12 protein-coding genes are annotated in these 15,711 nt (G+C 66.4%); 8 read left to right on the top strand and 4 right to left on the bottom strand.

Annotated elements, in window-relative coordinates; all coding sequences use genetic code 11:
- Positions 1–8 precede the first annotated feature (8 nt).
- Positions 9–1,373, bottom strand: a complete 1,365-nt coding sequence (locus tag DBY63_RS07415) for a hemolysin family protein (RefSeq protein ID WP_042135189.1) — start codon at positions 1,371–1,373, stop codon at positions 9–11.
- Positions 1,374–1,519: 146 nt separating this feature from the next.
- Positions 1,520–2,287, bottom strand: coding sequence for a transcriptional regulator GlcC (gene glcC, locus DBY63_RS07410; protein WP_007161471.1), 768 nt, complete (start codon positions 2,285–2,287; stop codon positions 1,520–1,522).
- 208 nt (positions 2,288–2,495) lie between these two features.
- On the opposite strand from glcC, the gene glcD reads away from it, so the two are divergent.
- Genes glcD through DBY63_RS07385 form a run of 5 tightly spaced genes read left to right on the top strand, consistent with a single transcriptional unit; the run spans position 2,496 to position 8,910 of the window.
- Positions 2,496–3,995: a glycolate oxidase subunit GlcD gene (gene glcD / locus DBY63_RS07405; protein WP_108581560.1), complete on the top strand. Its 1,500-nt coding sequence runs from the start codon at positions 2,496–2,498 to the stop codon at positions 3,993–3,995.
- Positions 3,995–5,041, top strand: a complete 1,047-nt coding sequence (gene glcE, locus DBY63_RS07400) for a glycolate oxidase subunit GlcE (protein ID WP_042135194.1) — start codon at positions 3,995–3,997, stop codon at positions 5,039–5,041. The genes glcD and glcE overlap by 1 nt, the downstream gene beginning before the upstream one ends.
- A gap of 12 nt (positions 5,042–5,053) precedes the next feature.
- Entirely contained in the window at positions 5,054–6,286 is a 1,233-nt protein-coding gene (gene glcF / locus DBY63_RS07395) for a glycolate oxidase subunit GlcF (protein WP_108581559.1), read from the top strand.
- A 14-nt stretch (positions 6,287–6,300) separates the two neighbouring features.
- Positions 6,301–6,705, top strand: a complete 405-nt coding sequence (locus DBY63_RS07390) for a heme-binding protein (protein WP_027598097.1) — start codon at positions 6,301–6,303, stop codon at positions 6,703–6,705.
- Between the two features lie 30 nt (positions 6,706–6,735).
- On the top strand, positions 6,736–8,910 hold the full coding sequence (locus DBY63_RS07385; RefSeq protein ID WP_108581558.1) for a malate synthase G: 2,175 nt from the start codon (positions 6,736–6,738) through the stop codon (positions 8,908–8,910).
- A 193-nt stretch (positions 8,911–9,103) separates the two neighbouring features.
- Here the strand turns inward: DBY63_RS07385 and DBY63_RS07380 are convergent, their stop codons facing one another.
- A complete protein-coding gene (locus DBY63_RS07380; protein WP_027598099.1) occupies positions 9,104–10,096 on the bottom strand; it encodes an Abi family protein in 993 nt (330 codons plus the stop codon).
- 304 nt (positions 10,097–10,400) lie between these two features.
- Here DBY63_RS07380 and rpoZ point away from each other — a divergent pair, with 304 nt between their 5' ends.
- The 3 genes from rpoZ to DBY63_RS07365 are packed head-to-tail and all read left to right on the top strand — an operon-like array spanning position 10,401 to position 13,276.
- A complete protein-coding gene (gene rpoZ, locus DBY63_RS07375; RefSeq protein WP_007161465.1) occupies positions 10,401–10,673 on the top strand; it encodes a DNA-directed RNA polymerase subunit omega in 273 nt (90 codons plus the stop codon).
- Between the two features lie 3 nt (positions 10,674–10,676).
- Complete coding sequence (gene spoT, locus DBY63_RS07370; RefSeq protein ID WP_042135202.1) at positions 10,677–12,836, top strand: bifunctional GTP diphosphokinase/guanosine-3',5'-bis pyrophosphate 3'-pyrophosphohydrolase; 2,160 nt, start codon at positions 10,677–10,679, stop codon at positions 12,834–12,836.
- Between the two features lie 59 nt (positions 12,837–12,895).
- Positions 12,896–13,276, top strand: a complete 381-nt coding sequence (locus DBY63_RS07365; protein ID WP_044341153.1) for a RidA family protein — start codon at positions 12,896–12,898, stop codon at positions 13,274–13,276.
- Between the two features lie 129 nt (positions 13,277–13,405).
- Here DBY63_RS07365 and katE read toward each other — a convergent pair whose 3' ends face one another.
- On the bottom strand, positions 13,406–15,535 hold the full coding sequence (katE, locus tag DBY63_RS07360; RefSeq protein ID WP_027600380.1) for a catalase HPII: 2,130 nt from the start codon (positions 15,533–15,535) through the stop codon (positions 13,406–13,408).
- Positions 15,536–15,711: the final 176 nt, after the last annotated feature.

Raw genomic sequence — 15,711 nt, 5'->3', positions numbered from 1 at the left:
GCGTCGACTCAGCGTTCCTCCGGCTGGCGCCGGCGGACGTCCTTGGGATCCAGCTTGATGACCTTGGCCAGGACGATCTTGGGGCCCTTCATCTTCTTGACGATGATGCGCAGGCCCTCGGCTTCCAGCACCGTCTCCTCTTCGGGGACGCGCTTCAGGCTGTCGTAGATCAGGCCGGCCAGGGTCTCGGCCTCGACGTGATCCAGATCGATACCCAGCAGTCGCTCGACCTTGAACAGCGGGGTGTCGCCCCGCACCAGCAGCTTGCCCGGCTGGTAGGCGACCACGCCGCGCTCGGTCTTGCGGTGTTCGTCCTGGATGTCGCCCACCAGCACCTCGAGCACGTCTTCCATGGTCAGGAAGCCGATGACCTTGTGGTCGGCTTCCTCCACCAGCACGAAGTGCGCGCCGCCGCGACGGAATTGCTCCAGCAGGTCGGACAGCGGCATGTGCTTGGTCACCCGCTCCAGCGGATGCACCAGATCGTCGAGGTCGAACGAAGCCGCTTCGCTGTCCAGGCCGGCGATGGCCAGCAGCAGGTCCTTGATGTGCAGGACCCCGGTAAAGGTCTGGCTGTCTTCGTCGTAGACCGGGTAGCGGCTGTACTTGGAGCGGCGGATCTGGGTGAGGATCTCGTCCAGGCTGGCCTTGCTGTCCAGGTAGATGAGGTCTTCGCGGGAATTGGCCCAGTCCACCACCTCCAGCTCGCCCAGCTCCACGGCCGAGGCCAGCACCCGGCTGTCCGGGTCGGTGGCGCGGTTGGAGTGCAGGATCAGCTTGAGTTCGTCGCGACTGTAGTGGTGCTCGTGGTGCGCGCCCGGCTCGCCCTGGCCGGCGATGCGCAGGATGCCGTTGGCGCTGGCGTTGAGCAGCCAGATGGCCGGATACATCAGCCAGTAGAAGAGGTACAGCGGCACCGCCGTCCACAGCGAGAGCAGGTCGGGCTTGCGGATCGCCCAGGACTTGGGCGCCAGCTCGCCGACCACGATGTGCAGGTAGGAGATGATGAAGAAGGCCGAGAAGAAGGCGATGCCGTGGATCACCTCGGGGCTGCTGACGCCGACGGCGCCGAGCAGGGGTTCGAGCAATTCGGCGAAGGCCGGCTCGCCGACCCAGCCCAGACCCAGGGAGGCCAGGGTGATGCCGAGCTGGCAGGCGGAGAGGTAGGCGTCGAGCTGGTTGTGCACCTTCTTGAGGATGCGCCCGCGCCAGCCGTGCTTCTTGGCGATGGCCTCCACGCGGGTGGCGCGCAGCTTGACCATGGCGAACTCGGCGGCGACGAAGAAGCCGTTGAGCAGCACGAGGAAGAAGGCGAAGAACACGAGGCCGAGATCGGCGAACAACGTCGAGGCGAGACTGGTGGAAGGGTCCATTAGGGCCGAGAGCTGGAAAAAGGTCGGCTAAGCATGGGGGCGGGGCAGGGCAGTTGCAAGATGTTGCGCCTGCCGGAGGGACGGGGCGCACCCCGGGCTGACGGACAGCGGCTCTGGCGCCCACCTTTGCCGGCAGAAGTTTTTCCCTAGGTCCAGCCTTCCAGACGCATGGTGGCCCGCACCAGGCGCTGCTCTTCCTGCTCGATCTCGCGCAGGCTGTCCCTGACGCTGTGGATGTGCTCGCGGGCGGCGGCGTGGGCCTCGTCGGGCAGGCGCTGGCTCACGGCGGCATAGAGGCGGGCATGCTGGGCGTCGATCTCGCGGCGCTGCGGCGGGCGATGGTAGAGATTGGCGATGCAGGCGAACACCGAACCCAGCAAGAGCTCGTTGAGCGATTGCAGGGTGTGCACCAGCACCGGGTTGTGCGAGGCCTCGCTGATCGCCAGGTGGAAGGCATGATCGAGGCGCGCGTGGGTTTCCGCCGGCAGGGTGGCCGGGTCCTGGCAGGCGGCGCAGAGTTCGTCGTAGCGGCGACCGATCAGCACCAGGTCGGCGGTGGTGGCGCGCAGCGCCGCCAGGCGCGCGGCTTCGCCCTCCAGCAGGGCGCGGACCTCCAGCAGGTCGTAGAGGGTGCGCGGCTGGCTGCTGAACAGGTGCAGCAGCGGATTCTCCGCTGCCGGGGCCGCCAGCCGGGCGACGAAGCTGCCCTGGCCGTGGCGGGTCTCGATGATGCCGCGGGCGCGCAGCAGGCCCAGGCCCTCGCGCAAGGCGGTACGCGAGACACCGAGCTTGTCGCACAGGCGCCGCTCGGACGGCAGCGGCTGACCGACCTTGAGCACCCCGTCCACCACCAGGCGTTCGATCTGCTGACTGACGTTCTCGGCGACGGGAAGACGGGCGACGGGCGCGGACATGGCGAGTTCCTGCTGGTATGACCACGAGGTTTGGCGCTAGTGAGCCACTGGCGGAATCTGCCGTCAAGCGGGCTGAAAGCGGCTTATCCTTTGGTCGAAGAGGGCACAAAAACTGGTATGACCAGTGCGCTGGACCATGGACGCCCCGCTTGCAGTCGGGGTACAACGAAGCCTTTCCAGCCAGAACAACAACAATGGCGGTTACCCGATGAGCCTGGTCTACGACGAACGTCTCGACGGCGCCTTGCCCCGCCCGGACAAGGCGCAACTGCTGCAGCGGTTGCGTGCCGAACTGCCCGAGCACTGCCTGCTGCACGACAGGGAAGACCTCAAACCCTACGAGTGCGATGGTCTCGCGGCCTATCGCACCACGCCGCTGCTGGTGGTGCTGCCAGAAACCGTGGAGCAGGTGCAGGCGACCCTGCGCCTCTGCCATGAGCTGCAGGTACCCCTGGTGGCCCGCGGCGCCGGCACCGGCCTGTCCGGCGGCGCGCTGCCGCTGGAGCAGGGCGTGCTGCTGGTGATGGCGCGCTTCAATCGCATCCTCGAGGTGGACCCCGACGGTCGCCGGGCGCGGGTCCAGCCCGGGGTGCGCAACCTGGCCATCTCCCAGGCCGCGGCGCCCCATGACCTCTACTACGCGCCCGATCCCTCCTCGCAGATCGCCTGCTCCATCGGCGGCAACGTGGCCGAGAACGCCGGCGGCGTGCACTGCCTGAAATACGGTCTGACCGTGCACAACGTGCTGGCGGTGGAGATCGTGACCCTGGAAGGCGAGCGCCTGACCCTGGGCGGCGCCGCCCTGGACAGCCCCGGCTTCGACCTGCTGGCGCTGTTCACCGGCTCCGAAGGGCTGCTCGGGGTGGTGGTGGAGGTGACCGTCAAGCTGCTGCCCAAACCGCCCTGCGCCCGGGTGGTCATGGCCAGCTTCGCCGACATCGAGCGCGCCGGGGCGGCGGTGGCCGACATCATCGCCGCCGGCATCATCCCCGGCGGCCTGGAGATGATGGACAACCTGACCCTGAGAGCCGCCGAGGACTTCATCCACGCCGGCTACCCGGTGGACGCCGCCGCCATCCTGCTCTGCGAGCTGGACGGGGTGGAAGCCGACGTGGCCGCCGACATCGAGCGGGTCAGCGCCCTGCTGGCCACCGCCGGCGCCACCGAGATCCGCCTGGCCCGCGACGAGGCCGAGCGGCAGAAATTCTGGGCCGGGCGCAAGAACGCCTTTCCCGCCGTGGGACGGCTGTCGCCCGACTACTACTGCATGGACGGCACCATCCCGCGTCGCGCCCTGCCCGAGGTGCTGCGCGGCATCGAGGCGCTGTCGGCAGAATACGGACTGGCGGTGGGCAATGTCTTCCATGCCGGCGACGGCAACCTGCACCCGCTGATCCTCTTCGATGCCAATCGGTCCGGCGAGCTGGAACAGGCCGAGGCCCTGGGCGGCCGCATCCTCGATCTCTGCGTGGCGGTGGGGGGCACCATCACCGGCGAGCACGGCGTCGGTCGCGAAAAGATCAACGCCATGTGCACCCAGTTCCAGTCGGGCGAGCTGACCTTCTTCCATGCGGTGAAGGCCGCCTTCGACGCCCCCGGGCTGCTCAATCCCGGCAAGAACGTGCCGACCCTGCACCGCTGCGCCGAATTCGGCGGCCTGCACGTGCATCGCGGCCAGTTGCCCCACCCCGAACTGGAGCGTTTCTGATGGACAGTCTGAACCTGCTCCTCGACCAGGTCCGCGAGGCCCTGGCCCGTCGCCAGCCGCTGCGCATCCATGGCGGCGACACCAAGGCCCGGCTGGGCCGTGCGGTGGAGGGCGAGCCGCTGGACGTCAGCGGCCATCGCGGTCTGGTGCACTACGATCCCACCGAACTGGTGGCCACGGTGCGCACCGGTACGCCGCTGGCCGAACTCAACGCCGCCCTGGCCGAACAGGGGCAGATGCTGCCCTGCGAACCGCCGCGGCTGGGGGAGGGCGCTACCGTCGGCGGCACCCTGGCCTGCGGTCTTTCCGGTCCGCGCCGCCCCTGGGCCGGCAGCCTGAGGGATTTCGTCCTGGGTACCCGGCTGATCACCGGCACCGGCGAACACCTGAGATTCGGCGGCGAGGTGATGAAGAATGTCGCCGGCTATGACGTCTCCCGCCTGCTGGCCGGCAGCCAGGGTTGCCTGGGGGTGATCACCGAGGTGTCCTTCAAGGTGCTGCCCAGGCCGCGCTGCACCCAGAGTCTGAGTCTGGATCTGGATGCCGAACGCGCCCTGCAACGCCTGGCCGTCTGGGGCCGCGAAGCCCTGCCGATCTCGGCGGCCTGCCATGACGGCCAGCGGCTGCACCTGCGCCTGGAAGGCGGCGAGGGTTCGGTACGCTCGGCGGCCGATCGCCTGGGCGGTGAAGCCCTGGGCGAAGGCTTCTGGGACGAGCTCAACGAACAGCGGCTGGCCTTCTTCGAAGGGCCCGCGCCCCTGTGGCGGCTGTCGGTGCCGGTCAACACCCCGCTGCTGGACCTGCCCGGCAGCCGCTTATTGGATTGGGGCGGTGCCCAGTACTGGCTCAAGAGCGATGCCCCAGCCACCGTGCTGCGCGAGATCGCCGCGCGCGCTGGCGGCCATGCGCTCTGCTACACGCCGGACACCGAGCGCGAGGCCCAGCATCCGCTGCCCGCCGCGCTGCTGGACTATCACCGCCGCCTCAAGGCGCGCCTGGACCCCCAGGGGATCTTCAATCCGGGTCGGCTGTACGCCGGGCTGTAGGGGAAAGACGTCATGCAAACCAATCTGAGTCCCGCCGCCCGCGAACTGCCCCGCGCCGCCGATGCCGAGCGGGTGCTGCGCAGCTGCGTGCACTGCGGCTTCTGCAATGCCACCTGCCCGACCTACCAGCTGCTCGGCGACGAGCTGGACGGTCCACGCGGGCGCATCTACCTGATCAAGGGCATGCTCGAAGGCGGCGAGGTCAGCGAAAAGACCCGCGAGCATCTCGACCGCTGCCTGACCTGCCGCAATTGCGAGACCACCTGTCCCTCGGGCGTCTCCTATCACGAATTGCTCGACATCGGCCGCGCCGAGGTGGAGCGCCGGGTACCGCGCCCGCTGGGCCAGCGCCTGCTGCGCGCCGGCCTGCGCCAGGTGCTGCCGCAGCCGCGCCTGTTCGGCGCGCTGCTGAAAAGCGGCCAGGCGCTGAAGCCGCTGCTGCCGGCAGGCGTCCAGGCCAAGCTGCCGGCGCGCATTGCCGCTCCGGGCTTGCGACCCGCGCCACGCCATGCCCGGCGCATGCTGATCCTCGAAGGCTGCGTGCAGCCGGGGCTTTCGCCCAACACCAATGCCGCCACCGCGCGGGTGCTGGATCGCCTCGGCATCAGCCTGGAGGCCGCGCCCCGCGCCGGCTGCTGCGGCGCGGTGGACTACCATCTCAACGCCCAGGAGGCCGGACTCGACCGCGCCCGGCGCAACATCGACGCCTGGTGGCCGGCCCTGCAGAGCGGCGCTGAAGCCATCATCCAGACCGCCAGCGGCTGCGGCGCCTTCGTCAAGGAATACGCCAGCCTGCTCAAGGACGATCCGGCCTATGCGGCCAAGGCGCGGGAAGTCTCGGCGCGTACCCGCGACCTGGTGGAGGTGCTGCGCGAGCTGCCGCTGGAAGAGCTGCGCCTGGCCAACACCCCGCGGCTGGCCTTCCATTGCCCTTGCACCCTGCAGCACGCCCAGCGCCTGGGCGGCGCCGTGGAGGGCGTCTTGCAGCGCCTCGGCTTCCCGCTGGCGCCGGTGCCCGACGGCCACCTCTGCTGTGGCTCGGCCGGCACCTATTCGCTGACCCAGCCGGACTTGTCGCGGCGGTTGCGCGACGCCAAGCTCGACGCCCTGGAGAGCGGTCACCCCGAGGTGATCGCCACCGCCAACGTCGGCTGCCAGAGCCATCTCGACGGCGCCGGGCGGACTCCCGTGCGCCACTGGATCGAAATCCTCGACGCGGCCCTGGCCGCTCCGACCCAACCCTGAACCCTGGAGGCCCCATGAAGACCAAAGCCGTGCTCACCCTTGCCGAGATCGACACCCTGCTGGCCGCCGGTCGCGCCGAAGCCGAGCGCCAGGGCTGGGCCGTGTGCATCGCCGTGGCCGATGACGGCGGCCATCCGCTGGCCCTGCTGCGCCTCGACGGCGCCGCGCCCAACAGCGCCTACATCGCCCCGGAAAAGGCCCGCAGCGCCGCCCTGGCGCGCAAGGAGTCCAAGGTGCTGGAAGAGATGATCAACAACGGCCGCACCGCCTTTCTCAGCGCCCCGCTGATGCAGGGCATGCTCGAAGGCGGGGTGCCCATCCTGGTGGACGGCCAGGTGGTGGGCGCTGTCGGCGTCTCGGGTGTCAAGGCGCCGGAAGATGCGCAGGTCGCGAAAGCCGCCATCGCCGCGCTCAACTGAATTCATAGCTTCATATCAAGGAAAGCCATCATGACCGACCGCACTACCCTGGGCCGCCTGCAGGTGGCCACCGAGCTGCAGCGCTTCATCGACGAGGAGGTGCTGCCCGGCACCGGACTCGATACCGCCACCTTCTGGTCGGGCGTGGACCAGCTGGTGCACGAGCTGGCGCCGCGCAATCGCGAACTGCTGGCCGAGCGGGATCGCCTGCAGGTGGAGCTGGACAACTGGCACAGCGCCCATCCCGGCCCGGTCACCGATCTGCCCGCCTACCAGCGCTTTCTGGAGGGCATCGGCTATCTGCAACCGGTCCCCGGCCAGGTGCAGGCCTCGACGGCCGGGGTCGACCGCGAGATCGCCGAACAGGCCGGTCCGCAGCTGGTGGTGCCGGTGCTCAACGCCCGCTACGCCCTGAACGCCGCCAACGCCCGCTGGGGGTCGCTGTACGATGCCCTCTATGGCACCGACGCCCTGCCCGAAACCGATGGCGCCGAGCGCGGCAAGGGCTACAACCCCGCCCGTGGCGCCAAGGTGGTGGCCTTCGCCCGCCAGGTGCTGGATGGCGTGGCCCCCCTGGCCAGCGGCTCGCACCGGGACGCCACCGCCTACCGCATCCAGGATGGCCGCCTGGTGGTGGACCTCAGGAGCGGTACCAGCGAACTGGCCGATCCGGCCGCCTTCGTCGGTTACCAGGGCGATGCCGCGGCACCGTCCGCGGTCCTGCTGCGCCATAACGGCCTGCACCTGGAAATCCAGATCGACCGCGACAGCGCCATCGGCAAGACCGACGCCGCCGGGGTCAAGGACCTGCTGATGGAGGCTGCGGTCAGCACCATCATGGACCTGGAAGACTCCATCGCCGCGGTGGATGCCGCCGACAAGGTGCTGGCCTATCGCAACTGGCTGGGCCTGATGAAGGGCGACCTGGCCGAAGAGGTCAGCAAGGGCGGCGAGACCTTCACCCGCCGCCTCAACCCCGATCGCGAGTACCAGGGCGCCGACGGCCAGCCGCTGAGCCTGCACGGGCGCTCGCTACTGTTCATCCGCAACGTTGGTCACCTGATGACCAATCCGGCGGTGCTGCTGGAAGACGGCCGCGAGATCCCCGAGGGCATCCTCGATGCCGTGGTCACCGTGACCATCGCCATGCACGACCTCAAGCGCCAGGGCAATTCCCGCAGCGGCTCGGTGTACATCGTCAAACCCAAGATGCACGGCCCGGCCGAGGTGGCCTTCGCCGTCCAGCTGTTCGACCGTGTCGAGGCCCTGCTGGGGCTGCCGGCCAACACCGTCAAGCTGGGCATCATGGACGAGGAGCGGCGCACCAGCGTCAACCTCAAGGCCTGCATCGCCGCCGCCGCGGCGCGGGTGGCCTTCATCAATACCGGCTTCCTCGACCGCACCGGCGACGAGATGCACACCGCCATGCTGGCCGGCCCCATGCTGCGCAAGGGCGACATGAAGACCTCCAAGTGGATCACCGCCTACGAGCGCAACAACGTGCTGGTCGGCCTGGCCTGCGGCCTGCGCGGCAAGGCGCAGATCGGCAAGGGCATGTGGGCCATGCCCGATCTGATGGCCGCCATGCTGGAGCAGAAGATCGGCCATCCCAAGGCCGGCGCCAACACCGCCTGGGTACCGTCGCCCACCGCCGCCGTGCTGCACGCCCTGCATTACCACCAGGTCAACGTCCAGCAGGTGCAGCAGGAGCTGGAGCGCAGCGATGTCGACGCCGCCCGCGGCGAATTGCTCGCCGGGCTGCTCAGCGTGCCGGTGGCCGAGTCGCCGGACTGGTCCGCCGAGGCCATCCAGCAGGAGCTGGACAACAACTGCCAGGGCATCCTCGGCTACGTGGTGCGTTGGGTCGACCAGGGCGTCGGCTGCTCCAAGGTGCCCGACATCCATGACGTCGGCCTGATGGAAGACCGCGCCACCCTGCGCATCTCCAGCCAGCACATCGCCAACTGGCTGCACCACGGCGTGGTCAGCGCCGAACAGGTGGACGAGACGCTGCAACGCATGGCCAAGGTGGTCGACGGCCAGAACGCCGGCGACGCCCTCTACGAGCCCATGGCCGGTCACTTCGACACGTCCTACGCCTATCGCGCCGCCCGCGACCTGATCTTCAAGGGCCGCGAGCAGCCCAGCGGCTACACCGAGCCGCTGCTGCACGCCTGGCGGTTGAAGAAGAAAGCGGGGGCCTGAGAGGATTGATGCTCAACGCTCGGACGTGTCTTGCGGATCGAGCGTTGAGTGATACTGGCCTTGGTCCAGAGCCTCCGCATGCGCAGGCTTGACGGACTTCAGGTCGCTCCCTAGTATGGATCCCAACACGGCCCCTCTCGGCTGACTCACTTAGGTGATGAAGCTGCTGAGGGGTTTTTTATTGCCTGCGTTTTTACCAGTCGGCTTCCCAGCCAGGCTGGGCGCCCATGCCCGCGATGTTCAGGCCCAGGTGCGATAGCTCAGGGAAGCTCAGTAGATGCGCCTTGATTCGCTGTGACCAGGTTGATCGAGGATTCACGACGTCCAGCAGATGGCGTGTCATGCGCAGCAGTAGATAGCACCGTGCCAGAGCATGGGCGTTGCCTATGAAAGGCTGTACCCAAGGTGCCTCGGCCAGGTAGGGCAGTTTTGGCTGATCGACGATGTTGCGATTCCACAGTCGGCTGTGGTGCGCGCAAACATTGCGCAGATAGTTGAGGCTACGTAACCAGGACGAAAAGACACGACCGTTCGATAGCCCATACTTGGCTGCAATGGCGTCCTGGTCGGTCTCTTGCAAGCCACTGTACAGCGTGGACATCGTGCCGAAATCCCACACTTCCGCCGCTATCCAGATTGGCAAAGGCAGCCCGTACTTATCCTTGCAATGCCGAATGAAGTCTTCCTTGGAGCGGGCGATCAATTTTGCCTGACGTCCCATCCAGTCGTGGTGGCGGCTGAGTCCGGTTCGAGGATCCAGTTTGCTGCTGAAGTCGCCGTGCAATAGTTCGGGGCGCAGGTAGGCAAAGGCATCTCTGGCACCGAGGCAGTAGGCGATGTCGACTCTCAAGCCGACTTCAATGCGCTCCAGGGCGTCCAGCGTCAGCAGTCGTAACTTCTTGTCGAACACATAGAGGTCGACGGCATTCTGAAAGGTGGCACCGACTTTGAATTCGTCCAGTGTCACGGTGGTGACCTTGAGCTTTCGCGGCTTCTTACCTCTATCCAGCAATAACAGGGCACCGCTTCGCTCTCGAAACGCATACCAATAGCCGCTCAGGCGGTAATAGCCGATTCGGCTCAGGTAGTTGAGCGCCAACGTTCTATCAGTGACGGCCAGGCCGCGTCGAGTCAATTGATCCAGCTGATCATCCACGCTCATCCATGGCTTGGCGTATCCCGACATTGATCCATTCCTTTTGATCAGAAAGCTATTCAGCGGCTTGGTTAATAGCCTATCGCCCGGGCCGTACGATCCATCGGGCCTTCTCGAAGGAACTCAAAAAGGCGTTTTCTGTAAATGAAGGAAAAGCGTGTAGTACGTTAGCGATCCAGTAGCTCAGGCAAAAGGCCTTCGGGTGGTGGATCCTCTATTGGAGCACCACCAACGACCGCTGACCCTCCGACCACCGCCCCTTCCCTTGCCACTGGCGAATTTTTATACTATCGGGTCCCCCGTTCCCGGGATCATCATCGCCACGAGGAAGACCATGGCCCGCGTTACTGTCGAAGACTGCCTGGACAACGTAGACAACCGATTCGAGCTGGTCATGCTCGCCACCAAGCGCTCGCGCCAGCTGGCCACCGGCGGCAAGGAGCCCAAGGTACCGTGGGACAACGACAAGCCCACCGTCGTCGCCCTGCGCGAGATCGCCGAAGGCCTGGTCGACGAAGAAGTCATCCGTCTGGACGACATCGTCGAAGAAGAGCCGCTGTTCGCCGCCTTCGAAGTCAACGAAGAAGCGGACGGCGAGGCCCTCTAAGCCATGGCCGCCGAGCCTGCGTATGGTGACGTCCACCCGACCGGCATCGACCTGCTGGCCGAGCGTCTGGCGGACTACCTGACCCCTGACCAGGTCAATCTGGTACGGCGGGCCTACTACTACGCCGAGCAGGCTCACGACGGGCAGCGCCGCCGCAGCGGCGAGCCCTATGTCACCCATCCGCTGGCCGTCGCCAACATCCTCGCCGACATGCACATGGACCATCAGAGCCTGATGGCCGCCATGCTGCACGACGTGATCGAGGACACCGGCATCGCCAAGGAAGCCCTGGCCGGCCAGTTCGGCGAGACGGTGGCGGAGCTGGTGGACGGGGTCAGCAAGCTGACCCAGATGAAGTTCGAGACCAAGGCCGAGGCCCAGGCGGAGAACTTCCAGAAGATGACCATGGCGATGTCCAAGGACATCCGCGTCATCCTGGTCAAGCTGGCCGACCGGCTGCACAACATGCGCACCCTGGACGCCATGCCGCCGGACAAGAGCCGGCGCATCGCCAAGGAAACCCTGGAAATCTACGCGCCCATCGCCAACCGGCTGGGCATGCACGATTTCTACGTGGAATTCGAGGACCTGGGTTTTCGCGCCATGCACCCGATGCGCGCCGAACGCATCCAGCGGGCGGTCAAGACCGCGCGGGGCAATCGCCGCGAGATCCTCGGCAAGATCCAGGAATCCCTGGCCAACTGCCTGGCCCGTGACGGCCTGGACGGCGAGGTGGTCGGGCGCGAAAAGCACCTGCACAGCATCTATCAGAAGATGCGCGGCAAGCGTAAGTCGTTCAACGAGATCATGGACGTCTACGGCTTCCGCATCATCGTCGACAAGGTCGATACCTGCTACCGCGTGCTCGGCGCGGTGCACAATCTCTACAAGCCGTTCCCGGGGCGCTTCAAGGACTACATCGCCATCCCCAAGGCCAACGGCTACCAGTCCCTGCACACCACCCTGTTCGGCATGCACGGGGTGCCCATCGAGATCCAGATCCGCACCCGCGAGATGGAAGAGATGGCCAACAACGGCATCGCCGCCCATGGCCTGTACAAGGCCGGCGGCGACGAGCCGCGCGCCAGTCACCTGCGCGCCCGCCAGTGGGTGAAGGGCATCCTCGAGTTGCAGCAGCGCGCGGGCAACTCCCTGGAATTCATCGAGAACGTGAAGATCGACCTCTTTCCCGACGAGGTCTACGTCTTCACCCCCAAGGGCCGCATCATGGAGCTGCCCAAGGGCTCCACGGCCGTGGACTTCGCCTACGCGGTGCACACCGACGTCGGCAACAGCTGCATCGCCTGCCGCATCAACCGCCGCCTGGCGCCGCTGTCGCAGCCGCTGGGCAGCGGCGAGACGGTGGAGATCGTCACCGCCCCCGGCGCCCGGCCCAATCCGGCCTGGCTCAACTTCGTGGTCACCGGCAAGGCGCGCACCAACATCCGCCATGCGCTCAAGCAGCAGCGTCGCTCCGAGTCCATCAGCCTCGGCGAGCGGCTGCTGAACAAGGCGCTGTCCGGCTTCGGCACCCAGCTGTCGAAGATCTCGCCGATGCGCATCCTCTCGGTGCTCGGCGAATACAAGGGCGTGGTGCTGGAAGACCTGCTCGAAGAGATCGGCCTGGGCAACCGCATGGCCTATGTGGTGGCGCGGCGCCTGGTGTCCGGCAGCGAGCAGGAAGAGCCACTGGAACCCCAGGCCAGCACCACGCCCCAGGGCCCGCTGGCGATCCGCGGTACCGAAGGCCTGGTGATCAGCTACGCCAAGTGCTGCACGCCGATTCCGGGCGATCCCATCGTCGGACACCTGTCGGCCGGCAAGGGCATGGTGATCCACCTGGAAAATTGCCGGAACATCGCTGAATTCCGGCATAACAGCGAAAAGTGCATCGTGCTCAACTGGGCCAAGGACGTCACCGGCGAATTCAGCGTCGAGTTGCGCGTCCAGCTGGAACACCAGCGCGGCCTGATCGCCATGCTGGCCAACAACGTCACCGCCGCGGACGCCAACGTCGAGAAGATCGGCATGAACGAGCGTGACGGCCGGGTCAGCGTGGTCCAGCTGGTGGTCAGCGTGCGTGATCGCGTGCACCTAGCGCGGGTGATCAAGAAGCTGCGGACGCTCAAGGGCGTGGCCGGTATCACTCGGGTTCGCAGCTGAGGTTGCAGGGTGTCACCACCGGCTTGCAGAATCGGGCCTTTCCCGCACAGGAGCGACCCATGAGCAAGCAAGTGATCCACACCGACAAGGCGCCCGCCGCCATTGGCACCTATTCCCAGGCGATCAAGGTCGGTGACACCATCTATCTCTCCGGGCAGATCCCGCTCAATCCGACCAGCATGGAGCTGGTGGACGGCTTCGAAGCCCAGGTGGTCCAGGTCTTCGAGAACCTCAAGTCCGTCGCCGAAGCCGCCGGTGGTTCGCTGGCCGACATCGTCAAGCTGAACATCTTCCTGATCGACCTCGCCCACTTCGCCACCGTCAACGAGATCATGGGTCGCTATTTCCAGCAGCCCTATCCCGCACGCGCCGCCATCGGCGTGGCCGCGCTGCCGAAGGGCTCCCAGGTGGAAATGGATGGGGTCTTGGTACTGAGTTAAAGCCTTTGATCGCGGCCATGGGCCGCTCCTACAGTAGTTGATGCACCTGTAGGAGCGGCCCATGGCCGCGATGACCCCCAAAAAAAAGCCGACCGTCTCGCGACGGTCGGCTTTTTCATGTCTGCCTGCTTAGGCCGGGATGGACTTGATCTTCGGCATCCGCGCCCAGCAACGGTGCTTGGCGATGGCAGCGAAGAAGTCCTGCTGCACCGCCTTGAAATCACTGCCGGTCAGCAGCGCCTCGTCGGTGTCCAGGTAGACCGCCTTGAGCAACTGCTCGGCTTCGCCGGTGAGGGCGATGGCCTTGAGGTGCTTGTAGGCTTCCAGCAGGTAGTGCTTGATCACGCCGTCGTCGAGCATGGCCTTGACGCTCTCGGCGCCGCCCGGCACATAGACCGCGTCCAGCGCCACCGAAGGCATGCCTTCGGCCGAACCGTCCACGGCCACTTCGCTGCCGTCGGCGGCCTTGACCGGGCCGGCGGTGGGGCCGAGCACCTTCACATGAGCACCTTCGGCCTTGAGCGCCTGCTTGATGGCGTCCACCTCGCTGGCGATGACGCCGTCACCTACCAGCACCGCCACCTTGAAGCCCTTGATATTGCCGGACAGCAGATTGAGCTGGCTCAGCGCCGGCGACTTGTCGATGGAGACCTTGCGCGGCTGCACGGTGGGGGCGGTGGGCGGGGTCACGCCGACCTTCTTGGCCACCTTCTGCGCCAGCTCCAGATCGATGTTGGCGAGGATCTCGTTGACCTGGCGCTCGCGAATCCACATGCGCTCGACCTTGCCCAGCTCGAAGCTGTAGGCATCGGCGACGTGCGCCTGCTCGGCTTCCGACAGGCTGTTGTAGAACAGCGTGGCCTGGGAGAAGTGGTCGCCGAAGGTCTCGCTGCGCTCACGCACCTTGTGGCCGTCTATGCGCTCGTAGTAGCTCTCGAAGCCGCCGTCCTGGGGTGCCGGTGGGGTTTCCTTGGGCCAGCCACCGTCGATGGAGTTGGGCTCGTAGGAGGCGCGACCCTTGTCGATGGTCATGCGGTACTTGGCGTCACGCTGGCCGTTGTGATTCGGCACCACCGGGCGGTTGACCGGCAGCTCGTGGAAGTTCGGCCCACCGAGACGGCTGATCTGGGTATCGGTGTAGGAGAACAGCCGACCCTGCAGCAGGGGATCATTGCTGAAGTCGATACCGGGCACGACATGGCCGGGGCAGAAGGCCACCTGCTCGGTCTCGGCGAAGTAGTTGTCCGGGTTGCGGTTGAGCACCAGCTTGCCCAGCGGGGTGATGGGCACCAGCTCCTCGGGGATGATCTTGGTGGCGTCGAGGATGTCCCAGTCGAACTTGTGCTCGTCTTCCTCGGGAATGATCTGCACGCCGAATTCCCACTCGGGGTAGTCACCGGCTTCGATGGCTTCCCAGAGGTCGCGACGGTGGGCATCGGTGTCCTTGCCGGCCAGCTTCTGGGCCTCGTCCCACACCAGGGAGCGCACGCCGCCGGCGGGCTTCAGGTGGATCTTGACGAAGACGCCCTTGCCGGCGGTGTTGATCATGCGGAAGGTGTGGATGCCGAAGCCCTGCATGCTGCGCAGGTTCACCGGGATGGCGCGGTCGGTCATGGTCCAGAGCACCATGTGCGCCGACTCGGGCACCAGGGAAACGAAGTCCCAGAAGGTGTCGTGGGCGCTGCCGCCGGTGGGGATCTCGTTGTGCGGCTCGGGCTTCACCGCATGGACGAAGTCGGGGAACTTGATGGCGTCCTGGATGAAGAAGACCGGCATGTTGTTGCCGACCATGTCCCAGTTGCCTTCCTCGGTGTAGAACTTGATGGCGAAGCCACGCACGTCGCGCACGCTGTCGCCGGAGCCGCGCGGGCCCTGCACGGTGGAGAAGCGCACGAACACCGGGGTCTGGTGGTTGGGGTCGCGGAAGAGCGCGGCCTTGGTCAGGTCGGACCAGTCCTGGTAGGGCTGGAAATAGCCATAGGCACCGGTGCCGCGGGCATGGACGATGCGCTCCGGGATGCGCTCGTGGTCGAAGTGGGTGATCTTCTCCCGCATGATGAAGTCTTCGAGCAGGGAAGGCCCGCGGGTGCCGGCGCGCAGCGAATTCTGGTTGTCGGCGATCTTCACGCCATGGTTGGTGCGCAGTGCCTGGCCGGTGGCATCGGAGCGGAATTGCTCCAGTTGCTCGATTTTCTTCGAGGTGTTCTGGCGATCCAGGGTGTCGGTACCGGCGAGTTCACTCTTGGGGGGCGTAGCCATGGAAAGTCCTCATCAGGCGCCTGTCAGGCGCTCTTTGCGTCCCCTACGGAATGTGGGGCGAATTCAGGCAGTCCTGTAGTGACTCATGGGCTGGAGCTGGTGTTCCGCTTGGCTGATGCGAAGCGACGGGCTGTTCCCGCGGGTGAAGTCCCGGCGCACGAACTGGCCATATGCCT

The organism is Pseudomonas sp. RIT411 (assembly GCF_003057735.2).
Lineage (GTDB): Bacteria > Pseudomonadota > Gammaproteobacteria > Pseudomonadales > Pseudomonadaceae > Chryseomonas > Chryseomonas oryzihabitans.
This window is presented reverse-complemented; position numbering and strand designations above follow the sequence as displayed.

What these genes read in the sequence shown, in the direction of transcription:
- DBY63_RS07365 (WP_044341153.1), top strand. Translation starts at nt 12,896, where the DNA reads ATGAGCAAGCAAGTGATCCACACCGACAAGGCGCCCGCCGCCATTGGC.
- glcF (WP_108581559.1), top strand. Translation starts at nt 5,054, where the DNA reads ATGCAAACCAATCTGAGTCCCGCCGCCCGCGAACTGCCCCGCGCCGCC.
- DBY63_RS07380 (WP_027598099.1), bottom strand. Translation starts at nt 10,096, where the DNA reads ATGTCGGGATACGCCAAGCCATGGATGAGCGTGGATGATCAGCTGGAT.
- rpoZ (WP_007161465.1), top strand. Translation starts at nt 10,401, where the DNA reads ATGGCCCGCGTTACTGTCGAAGACTGCCTGGACAACGTAGACAACCGA.
- DBY63_RS07385 (WP_108581558.1), top strand. Translation starts at nt 6,736, where the DNA reads ATGACCGACCGCACTACCCTGGGCCGCCTGCAGGTGGCCACCGAGCTG.
- DBY63_RS07390 (WP_027598097.1), top strand. Translation starts at nt 6,301, where the DNA reads ATGAAGACCAAAGCCGTGCTCACCCTTGCCGAGATCGACACCCTGCTG.
- glcC (WP_007161471.1), bottom strand. Translation starts at nt 2,287, where the DNA reads ATGTCCGCGCCCGTCGCCCGTCTTCCCGTCGCCGAGAACGTCAGTCAG.
- glcE (WP_042135194.1), top strand. Translation starts at nt 3,995, where the DNA reads ATGGACAGTCTGAACCTGCTCCTCGACCAGGTCCGCGAGGCCCTGGCC.
- spoT (WP_042135202.1), top strand. Translation starts at nt 10,677, where the DNA reads ATGGCCGCCGAGCCTGCGTATGGTGACGTCCACCCGACCGGCATCGAC.
- katE (WP_027600380.1), bottom strand. Translation starts at nt 15,535, where the DNA reads ATGGCTACGCCCCCCAAGAGTGAACTCGCCGGTACCGACACCCTGGAT.
- DBY63_RS07415 (WP_042135189.1), bottom strand. Translation starts at nt 1,373, where the DNA reads ATGGACCCTTCCACCAGTCTCGCCTCGACGTTGTTCGCCGATCTCGGC.
- glcD (WP_108581560.1), top strand. Translation starts at nt 2,496, where the DNA reads ATGAGCCTGGTCTACGACGAACGTCTCGACGGCGCCTTGCCCCGCCCG.